Genomic DNA, 10,943 nt, shown 5'->3' on the forward strand with positions numbered 1-10,943 from the left:
AAATAGATAGGTAATAATTACCGTTATAAACATCTTGTTTTTTTTACAGGTTAGTAAAAGATATTACAAGCGGAAAAAAATTTATCGGGTATATTATGAGTAAGTTTTATGATTGTATAAATGAATTCATTATGATAATCTAGTCATGTTATTCACTTACTTTAATTGCCTTTTTAGGAGGATAAAAATGAAAATTTGTACAATTGGTTTAGGTTATATCGGGCTCCCAACATCTATAATGTTTGCTAAGCATGGTGTTGAAGTGGTTGGTATCGATGTAAAACCAGAAGTAATTCAATCTTTAAATAATGGTCAAATCCATATAGAAGAGCCAGGCTTACAAGAAGCGCTGGAGGAAGTGGTTGCGAATAATAAATTTAGAGCTTCGCTCGAAGTTGAAAATGCTGATGTTTATATTGTGGCGGTACCAACTCCAAATAATAATGATGAGTATAAATCATGTGATTTAACCTATGTATTAGATGCAGTTAAGAAAATTATTCCTACATTAAGTAAAGGGAATGTCTTGATCGTTGAATCGACAATTGCTCCTCGTACGATGGATGACCATGTTAAGCCTTTAATTGAAGCGGCAGGGTTCATTATTGGTGAAGATATCTTCCTTGTCCATTGTCCGGAAAGGGTACTCCCAGGGCAAATTATGCATGAAATGGTATTTAATAACAGAATTGTCGGTGGTATTACACCCGCCTGTTCAGATGCAGGGGCAAGAGTATACGAAACGTTTGTTAAAGGTGAAATACTTAAGACTAATGCAAAAGCAGCCGAAATGTCCAAACTAATGGAAAATACATTCCGAGATGTAAATATCGCTCTTGCAAACGAACTAACACGTGTCTGCCATGAATTAGAAGTTGATGTACTTGAAGTGATCGAAATGGCTAATAAACATCCTCGTGTTAACCTGCATACTCCTGGACCAGGGGTTGGCGGCCACTGCCTTGCGGTAGACCCATATTTCATTGTAGCAAAAGCTCCTGAAACTGCTAATCTAATCAACCTTGCTAGAGGAATTAATGTTTCAATGCCTTATTATGTGGTTGATCAAATTAATGACTTGATGCATAAGACAGCAGGTAAAGTAGTCACAATTTTTGGTTTAACATATAAAGGAAATGTCGATGATATTCGAGAAAGTCCAGCGATGGAGATCAAAGATATTCTTACAGAGCAACAAAAATTTGAAATTCGTTCTTTTGATCCTCATGTAAAAAAGGACTTCGTTGAAGAAGACTTGGAAACAGCGGTTGCTGATTCAGATTTGATTGTTATTTTATCCGATCATAATGAATTTAAAGACATGGAATGGGATAAATTAAGTGGGATGAAAAATAAAATTATTTTTGATACGAAGAACATTGTGAAGAATGCTCCAGAAGAATTCACATACATTAACTTTGGTAACTACCCTTCTAATTCAAAAAAACTAGTGAGTATGAAATAAAATAAGGTATAAACTTCCACATTATAGACACGTTGAGTCATAAGACTCAACGTGTCTTATTTACTTAGGTTGCAATTGTTACAATTGAGTACATAACTTATCATGAAATTCAAAGTGTGATAAAATAGCAAAAGTGCTGAGAAACTATATTAAGGAGCCGGAGTAAATGACGGTTAGAATTTTAATTATCACCCAAAATTTTTATCCTGTGATCGGAAGTGCCGGAAATAGGATGAAAAATATATATACCCTGCTAGCAGAGGAAGGATATGAAGTAGAGGTGCTAACAACAGAACCTTCCTATCCTAATAAAAACCTTTACAAGTCTGCTGAGTTTTGGGACCATGAACCGTTAAACAACAATTCATTGATCTATCGTGTTGGAGTTAGTGATAAGAAGAATAAATTAGGAACGAATATGATAAAGAGATTATATTATTACCTTGAAATAACTGTGAAAATGCTTTTGTTTATATTTAAGTATAGGAAGAAAGCTGATATTATCCTTGTATCATCTCCACCTATTTTTATGGGGGTCGTGGGTTTACTTGCTAAGCGTATCTTAAAAGCAAAAATGTACCTAGAGGTAAGGGATTTATGGCCGGACTCGTTAAAAGGGGTAGGCAAGTTCAACCATCAGGGAATAATTAGGCTTCTCACAATGTTTGAAAAATTTCTTTATAATGCTGCCGATAAGATTATTGTTAATAGTAGAGGCTTTGTTAATCATATAACAGAATTAAGTCGTAAGACCAAAGAGGATATAATTTTCATCCCAAATGGAGCAACAAAAGAAGAATTAGAAATTGCCAAAAAATCCACTAAAGAATTCTCAGTAATATATGCGGGTAATCTCGGCCTTGCTCAGGATATTGAGATAATTAAGCAATTGGCAACTAAACTTTTCAAAGAAGGTATCACGTTTACTGTCATCGGATATGGATATAAAACGAAAGATTTTACTACTTTTGTTGAAAATGAAAAGTTAACAAACGTCAATATCATTAATCCTACTACAAGAAGAAATTGTATTGAAATCATTTCAGAACATAAGGTTGGAATAGTGACACTCACGGATAAAGAAGTGTTTGAAACTGTATTGCCTGGAAAACTAATTGATTATATGACGTGTGAGGTACCCGTGGTGGGTATTGTTTCAGGGACCTCTGAAAAGTTAATCACCGACAATCAAATTGGACTGGTAAGCAAAAGTAGAACGGCTGAAGATGTATTTTCTAAAATTCTATATTTAAGAGAAAATAAAGCTGAAATAGGGAAGATGAAAGAAAACTGTAGAAAAGTGGTTCAGAATAATTATTTGTGGGAAGATAATATTAAAAAACTTATAAAAATCGTAGAGAAACAAGGTGGAAATAAAGTTGAATACTAATCCCAAAAAAAATGTATGTATGTTTGTCTGGAACCATTTTACTAATGATGCCAGGGTATTGAGAGAATGTACAGCACTTTCAAATGATAATTTTCATGTCGATTTAGTTTGTATCCATGACCCAAGTGACCCCGACCTACCTATGTTTGAAGAATATAATGAAAATTTCAATGTTATTAGGGTCCAGCGATATCCTTCCTTTCTTAAGGGTTTACAAAATTTAAAGTCTAAACTTGTGAATAATAAGCTGTTACTTTTATTCCCTTTATTTATAGGGGCAGCTTTACTTTATTTTCTTCCGATATTAACGCTTATCTTTGGGGCGGTAGGTCTTGCGGTACTTTCTTCAAAGGGACGAGTAATTCTAATAAGATTATCGATAATCCTGAGAATGATCAAAGCAGGAAGAAGCAAGAAATACGATATTTATCATGCTAATGATTTAAATACCCTGCCTCAAGCTTATATAAGTGCTAAGCTGAGAAGCAAGAAGAAAAAGCTCGTCTATGATTCACATGAAGTTCAGACAAGCAGAACTGGTTACAACAGCCCAATCTATGGGATGATGGAAAAATTCTTTATTAAACGTATTGATACCATGATTGTAGAAAACGATACTAGAGCCAAATTTAATGAAGAGTTATATGGCTTCTATCCAAACGTTGTTCATAATTATCCTTTCAGGAGAGAAAATTTGACAGCGAACAAAATTGATATGCACCGCCTGCTTGGGTTGAAGGAGGATGAAAAGATACTTCTTTATCAAGGGGGAGTCCAGACTGGAAGAGGACTTGAAAATCTTATTGAAGCTTTTCCTGAATTTAAGGAAGGTACTTTGGTTTTTATCGGTGATGGAAAAATAAAGCAAAAATTACAAGAGATGGTGAGTAGGCGAGGGCTTGAAGATAAAATAAAGTTCATTCCAAAGGTGCCTCTGGATGAACTTCATAGATATACTCCCAATGCGTATCTAGGCTTCCAAGTGTTAAATAATGTATGTTTCAACCATTACTCAGCTTCCTCAAACAAGTTATTTGAATATATGATGAGCGGGGTTCCTTCAGTTGCGTGCAGCTTTCCGGAAATACGAAAAGTTATTGAAGAAGAAAAAGTTGGTGTTTGTGTAGATTCCCATGATCCAGAAGATATTGCCAGAGGGGTTAATTATCTTTTAGATAACCCTGATGTCAGGGAAGAAATGAGTAAACATAGCATTGAAGCCAAGGATAAGTATAACTGGGAAGAGGAGAAAGAAATCTTCCTTAATATCTATAAGAAAATTAGCTGATTGAAGTATTAAGTAAAGGATGCCAATTTTATGAACTCTATGAAGACTGTTTTACTTGAACAAGTATATTATATTAACTTGATATTCAGGCTTGCCGTTTACGAGATAAAAGGAATGTACCAAATCCATTATCTTGGAGTCTTATGGCAGATATTGAATCCAACAATCCAAGTAACTATTTATTGGTTTGTTTTTGGGCTTGGAATCAGGGGCGGTCAGCCTGTAGGAGAGATCCCGTTTTTTATTTGGCTGTTGGTCGGATTGATTCCATGGTTTTTCATTAGTCCCTCTATAATCCAGGGATCTAACAGTATTTACTCTAAAGTCAGTTTAGTTTCTAAAATGAAATTCCCGATCAGTGTACTGCCTACTATCCGGATTTTCAGCAATAGTTTTCAATTTGTATTTATGCTGTTGTTTCTGATGATTATCCTTATGGTCTACGGGGTAAACCCAGGCTGGTACATTATCCAACTGCCTTACTATTTGGTGTGTTTATATATTTTTCTTTTTTGTTTTACACTTTTGAGCTCTACCATTGCGACTTTAATTAGAGACTATCAGATGCTGCTTCAATCTTTGATGAGGATGCTTTTATATTTAACCCCGATTTTATGGGATACAAGCAGGCTTCCTCAGGTCTTCGAAAATATTTTGAAACTAAACCCTTTCTTTTATATTATTGAAGGATTTAGGAATACTATCTTTGCAAAAGAGTGGTTTTTTCAGGATCCGGTATACGCAATATATTTCTGGCTCCTTACTTTTGTTATACTCTATTTCGGTTCCAGAGTGCATTTGAAATTCAGGGATAGTTTTGTAGACTATTTATAGGAGAATGGAGTCATACTTATGTTAGAGAAAGTAATATTCGAAAATGTTTCAAAAAAATTCAATATGTATTCAAAGCAGTCTGATAAGCTATTGGATCTCGTCTTTGCAAAAAAGAGACAGACTAAAAAACAGTTTTGTGCTGTAAAGGATGTTTCCTTCAAAGTTTATCAAGGAGAGACCATCGGAATCATTGGTCTTAATGGATCGGGAAAATCGACCCTATCGAACATTTTATCCCAAGTAATTCCACAAAGTGAAGGCAGGATTGAGATATATGGGGAAACTTCATTGATTGCAATCTCTGCAGGACTGAATGCCAGTTTATCAGGAATTGAAAATATTGAATTAAAATGTTTAATGCACGGGTTAAATAAACAGGAAATAGAAAAGTTGAAACCTGCTATCATGGATTTTGCGGATATTGGCGATTTCATCTATCAACCGGTGAAAAATTATTCCAGTGGTATGAAATCAAGGTTAGGTTTTGCTATTTCAGTCCACACAAATCCCGATGTATTAGTTATTGATGAAGCGCTATCTGTTGGGGACTCCACTTTCTATGAAAAATGCATGGCTAAAATGCGGGAGTTTAAAGCTGAGGGTAAGACTATTTTCTTCATCAGCCACTCAGCTTCACAAGTAAAGAATTTCTGTGAGCGGGTAATTTGGATGCATTATGGTCATATGAAAAGAATGGGAGATGTTAACGAGGTTATTAAAGAATACCTTGCTTTTATCTCATGGTTTAATGACCTGAATGCTAAAGAAAAAAAAGAGTATAAACAGGAAATGCTTAATCGGCAGGTTGAATATACCAAAATAAGCAATAAACCGAAGAGGGGAAATGGCCTTCTGTTAAGAAATATTGTTAAACCAGCGGGGATGCTTTTTGTCCTGCTAGCTTCAGCAGTAATGTTGATATTAAGCTAAAGAGATCGGAGAGGTGAATATGTTCTCATTCAATGAACAGGAGTATAAATCAACTCTGCCAGTAAACTATGTATTAGAAGAGGGCGAATCTCAAAAGGATTTCCTAGTAATCGTCTTTTCAGGATTTAATGAGAAAGGCGAAAAAAAATATAATTATATGAAGACACTAAGGAACATGGATTGTCATAAGTTATTTATACTGGACTCTTATGGACCTAGAGGGTGTTATTATATTGGAGAAAACATGTCTTTTGAGGTTGAAACTTCAGTAACTTCGTTAATATTTTATACAATCAGAAAGCTTGGAGTAAAACCTGAAAACGTCATATGTGCTGGATCTTCAAAGGGAGGCAGTGCTGCCCTGTATTTCAGCTTGAAATATAACTTGGGTTATTCAGTTGCAGGAGCCCCTCAAATCCATATTGGCAATTATATTACGAAAGCTTCTTTAGAAACCGCAGATTATTTATTGGGTATAGATGAGAGTAGGGGGGATAACTTAAAGAAGTTAAATCAGCTAATACTTGAACAGATTAATGATGTTCAATATACTGATATATTTTGTTTAACCTCTGAAAATGATCCGCAATACAACATGCACATGGTTCCTTTTTTGGAGAGGACTAATGAGCATGAATGGAAAGTTGAAACTAAAATAGATAATCAAATTAAATCACACGGTGAAATTGCACAGGCTTTCCCTGACTATTTGGTGAAAAAGCTTCTTTATATTATGTACAAGATCAATCTAGAGGAGATCTCTATAGAAGAAATAGAAGAACATCACTGGAGGTTCACATTGAAATTAACGGAAAGACCTCCTGGTGTAAAGACCAGTATAGTCTTTAAATCTGCTGCTAATAAAGATGTGAGAAAACATTTTGACAAAGAATATGAGTTAGATTTAAATGAATTAGCTAAGAAAAAGCCGGAAATTTATAATGTTTACCTTGTGTTAAGTTATGAGCACAGGGAATTATTGAGTTATCCTATTAAGGAAGTCTTAATAGGAAAGGGATTAGTATTTGACGGATCTACTGTAGGTTTTGAAAACGGGGAAATTAATTTTAAGGTTAAAGTTAGTGACCCGAGTAATTTGGAGTTTGCTTTCTATATAAAGCGCGATAACAAGGTGATAGAAAAGCTGCCATATGGGAAAGACAACACATTGACATACAAAGTTCCTACAAAGGGAACGTATCAGATCTCCTATTTTATAAAAACAGCAAGTGGTGAAAGGCTGGCAGAGAAGTCAGATCTTATCACAGTTGATAACCTTTAAGGGATAATTGGAGGCTTTTATGAAAAAACCAATTGATAGAATTTATGAGGCATACTTTAATGAATTAGGGAAAGAGTTTGGAGAGAAAGTCAGAGTAAGAATACATTGGCTGTTAGAAAATGCCAAAGGAGAAGAGATTTTAGATATAGGTTGTTCACAAGGGCTCCTTCCAATTCTCTTAGGTCGAGAAGGAAAAAATGTTTTGGGATTGGACTTAATGGAAGAGGCAATAAGTTATGCAAAAGATGCCTTGGAAAAAGAATCGCCTGATACTAAAAAGCATGTTATTTTTGAAACATCCAATTTTATGGACTATGATTTCGAGGGTAAGACATATGACAGTGTAGTTATGGGGGAAATATTGGAACATATAGCAGACCCTATGAGATTCATAAATAAGGCCAGCGAATTATTGAATGATACCGGTCAATTGATTGTAACTGTTCCCTTTGGCGTAAATGATTACTTTGATCATAAAAAGACCTATTATTTAAAGGATCTGCTGGATTTTTCTGGGGACAACATGAAAATCACCGATATAAAATTTTTTGGTAAATGGGTAGGAGTTGTTTATAAAAAAGAGGGACAGTCCAATAATGAAAGTTTTATTAAATTGGACAGTGAGCTATTATTACAATTCGAATCTACACTTGCGAGTAATGAACGTACTTATATTAAGCAGATTATTGATTTGAAAAAGAAAACTGCTGAACTAAATAAGACAATTGAAGAGATTCAGCTGGAAGAAAAAACAGAGGATAGAGTTAATTCTAATGTGGATGTTCAATACAAAGAAGAAGTTGAAAAGTTAAAAGCCGAGATCGAACATGAAAAGAAAGAAAAAGTCATAATGAAGAGAAAATTAGTGGAAGCATACCAAAAAGAAGAAGAACTCTTGAAAGAGTATAAGGTTAGTCTTAAAAGGTATAATTCACTTAAAAATTCTAAATTAGGTAAGATTACATCTAAGTACTGGAAGTTAAGAAAAAGTCTCTCTAGGGGGAACTGAATTGAATAACAAATCAATAAATAAAAGGTTGCAGGACCTTGAACGTTTAAAAAAGCAATTAATGGATGAGATTTTAATGGAAAAAAATATAGTAAAGTCTCTTTCCAAGGAAGACTCAACCTGGAGGGGATTTCTCAATCCTGCGAGAATTAGTACAAGTAGATTCAGCACAAAGGATAACCTATTTTTGCAACAATACTTGAAGGAAAGAGAAAAACTTGCTAATGAAAGTTTCTTTGAAGAGGTTAAACCTATTTTAGATGCTATCCCTAAAAGCAACGGCAGTCGCTTTTTTGGAAAGCTTAATATTAATATAGGAATTATTGCTGATGAATTTTTATTTAATTCATTTGATGGAACAGCAAACTTATTTTACCTTACAAGGGAAAATTATAAACAATATAAGGGGAAGCTTGACTTTCTTATTGTAGCAACTACCTGGAGAGGATTGGATAATGAATGGAGGGGACTAGGAAACCCTAAATCTCCTGTTAGAAGAGAATTATTTACCTTACTTGAATATTTTAAAGAAGATGTAAAGGTAGCTTTTTACTCAAAAGAAGACCCTGTAAGTTATGAGCGGTTTTTGGGAATTGCACAAAGATGTGACGTGGTCTTTACAACAGCATCTGAAAAAGTTAAGGAGTATGAGAAAGATTGTAAAGACACCAAGGCTTATTTGCTTCCCTTTGGAGTTAACCCACATTATCATAACCCTATAGGTATAAGGAACGATTATAAAAAGGAAGAAGTCTTGTTTGCAGGTTCTTGGTATAACAAGTACCCGCATCGCCAGAAAGATACCAGGATGATTTTTGAAGGTGTATTGGAATCAGGCAAGGGCCTTCAGATTTTAGATAGAAACTACTATTTAAATAATATTGATTATTTTTTCCCGGAAGAATATCTAGAATATATATCACCCGCTATATCCCATGCTTATGTACAAAAGGTGCATAAATTATACAATTGGGCAATTAATCTTAACTCTGTTACAACTAGTGAAACAATGTTTGCCAATAGGGTATATGAGTTGCAAGCATTAGGAAATATTATTATTTCTAATTATAGCATGGCTATTAATAACAAATTCCCGAATGTATTTCTTACGCATTCAAAAGAGGAAGTTCCATACATCATAAACTCGTTTGATGATGTGGGAATTTATAAACATCAGGTCATGGGTATTAGGAATGTTTTTACCTCAGAAACTACCTACCACAGGCTTAACTACATACTTAATTGTTTAGGGATAAACTCTAAAGAGGATAAGAGAAGCATATTGGTGGTCGTAAAAAAAATCACTGCAGAGATTCAAGAAATGTTTGACATCCAATCCTACCCTAATAAGAAATTAATTGAAGAAAGCGAGCTGAACGATGGCTTGAAGTCATCCTATAGCATGGTATCCTTCTTTGATGATAAGTATTTTTACGAGGAATATTATCTTCAAGACTTGGTGAACGGATTTAAGTATACGGATTCCGATTATATTTCTAAGGACTCTTATTTTGAGCATGGAAAGATGGTAGAAGGAATCGAGTATGATTATATATCTCTTTTGAAGGATAAAGGCAGAAGTGCTTTTTGGTTTGAAAGTTTCACTTCTGGAACCTTACTTGAATTAGAGGAAAATGAACGTTTACCAAACGGATTCGCAATTGATTCGTTTGAGGTTTCAATACCAGCACAAGAGTCAACAACGAAAGTAATTCAGAGGAAAGATTTTAAACTTTCTCTAATCATTCCAGTATACAACAATGGTAAATACTTGGAAAATAAATGTTTTAAGAGTTTGCAGAGAAGCAGTATTTTTTCTGAGATGGAAATTATCATTGTTGATGACGGGTCAACATGCGACCATACTATTAGAGTGGTAAACAGGATAGAGAGAGACTTTTCAAATGTTAAAGTATATAAATTCGAAGACGGAGGCAGCGGAAGCGCCTCACGTCCACGAAATAAAGGTGTAGAGCTCGCTTCTGCAGAGTACATTACCTATCTCGATCCTGATAACGAAGCAGTAAATGATGGATATGCATACTTATTAAGGGAAACAACAATTGACCCTGAACTTGATATGGTGGTAGGAAATATATTAAGGTTAAATGACCAATCAATGAGATTAAATTACTATTCACCAGTAATAAGGGTAAATGGAACTGAGGAAATAAAAGATACGAGGAAAGTACTGATTGATACTGAACTTAAGGCGCAAAGTATACAAGCGTTAATTGTACGAAAATCGGTGGTGCGCTCCAATAATCTGAAAATGGTTGAAGAAGCTGCTGGCCAGGATACTCTTTTCTTTCAGGAGCTTTTACTTTATTCAAATAAAGTAAAGGTTATAAATCTAGATATTCACCTTTATTATGCTGCAGTAATGAATTCAGTAACAAATACTGTTACAAAGAAATTCTTCGATAAGTACTTTAATTTAGAAGTAGAGAGGATAAGATTTTTAGAAGCCCAAGACTTACTTAGTCATTATATGGAAAATAGGTTCAATTATTACTTTGTGAATTGGTACTTAAAAAGAGTTCCTAACCTCCTTGAAGAAGATTTAGAACCTGGATTAGAAAGGCTGTATGAGATTTTGGAGATCTATACACCTTATATAGTGAAAAAGGATCAGGATATTGAGACATTCAGAAAACTGGTTGAAAGAAAAAGGTATAAAGATCTTCAAAGCTTGATGAAGAAAAAATTCCCACCTAAAAAATAATGTTTAGAAGTCATTGAAAC

At 34.4% G+C, this 10,943-nt stretch carries 8 protein-coding genes; all 8 read left to right on the plus strand.

What is annotated here, in order from left to right; genetic code table 11:
* Positions 1–187 precede the first annotated feature (187 nt).
* The 8 genes from D3H55_RS14775 to D3H55_RS14810 all read left to right on the plus strand — a co-directional run bounded on the left by D3H55_RS14775 (position 188) and on the right by D3H55_RS14810 (position 10,923).
* Positions 188–1,465, plus strand: coding sequence for a nucleotide sugar dehydrogenase (locus tag D3H55_RS14775; RefSeq protein WP_119547965.1), 1,278 nt, complete (start codon positions 188–190; stop codon positions 1,463–1,465).
* A gap of 166 nt (positions 1,466–1,631) precedes the next feature.
* Positions 1,632–2,855 (plus strand): glycosyltransferase family 4 protein, encoded by a 1,224-nt coding sequence (locus D3H55_RS14780; protein WP_119547967.1) that lies wholly within the window; start codon positions 1,632–1,634, stop codon positions 2,853–2,855.
* A gap of 19 nt (positions 2,856–2,874) precedes the next feature.
* Positions 2,875–4,143: a glycosyltransferase gene (locus tag D3H55_RS14785; protein WP_119548012.1), complete on the plus strand. Its 1,269-nt coding sequence runs from the start codon at positions 2,875–2,877 to the stop codon at positions 4,141–4,143.
* A gap of 30 nt (positions 4,144–4,173) precedes the next feature.
* Entirely contained in the window at positions 4,174–4,977 is an 804-nt protein-coding gene (locus D3H55_RS14790) for an ABC transporter permease (RefSeq protein WP_119547970.1), read from the plus strand.
* A gap of 18 nt (positions 4,978–4,995) precedes the next feature.
* Positions 4,996–5,907, plus strand: a complete 912-nt coding sequence (locus tag D3H55_RS14795) for an ABC transporter ATP-binding protein (protein ID WP_119547981.1) — start codon at positions 4,996–4,998, stop codon at positions 5,905–5,907.
* A gap of 19 nt (positions 5,908–5,926) precedes the next feature.
* Complete coding sequence (locus tag D3H55_RS14800) at positions 5,927–7,189, plus strand: accessory Sec system protein Asp2 (RefSeq protein WP_119547983.1); 1,263 nt, start codon at positions 5,927–5,929, stop codon at positions 7,187–7,189.
* A 19-nt stretch (positions 7,190–7,208) separates the two neighbouring features.
* Complete coding sequence (locus D3H55_RS14805) at positions 7,209–8,198, plus strand: class I SAM-dependent methyltransferase (RefSeq protein ID WP_119547986.1); 990 nt, start codon at positions 7,209–7,211, stop codon at positions 8,196–8,198.
* Between the two features lies 1 nt (position 8,199).
* On the plus strand, positions 8,200–10,923 hold the full coding sequence (locus D3H55_RS14810) for a glycosyltransferase (protein WP_119547988.1): 2,724 nt from the start codon (positions 8,200–8,202) through the stop codon (positions 10,921–10,923).
* The last annotated feature ends 20 nt before the right edge of the window (positions 10,924–10,943 follow it).

This window comes from Bacillus salacetis, from assembly GCF_003581585.1.
Classification (GTDB): domain Bacteria; phylum Bacillota; class Bacilli; order Bacillales; family Bacillaceae_B; genus Rossellomorea; species Rossellomorea salacetis.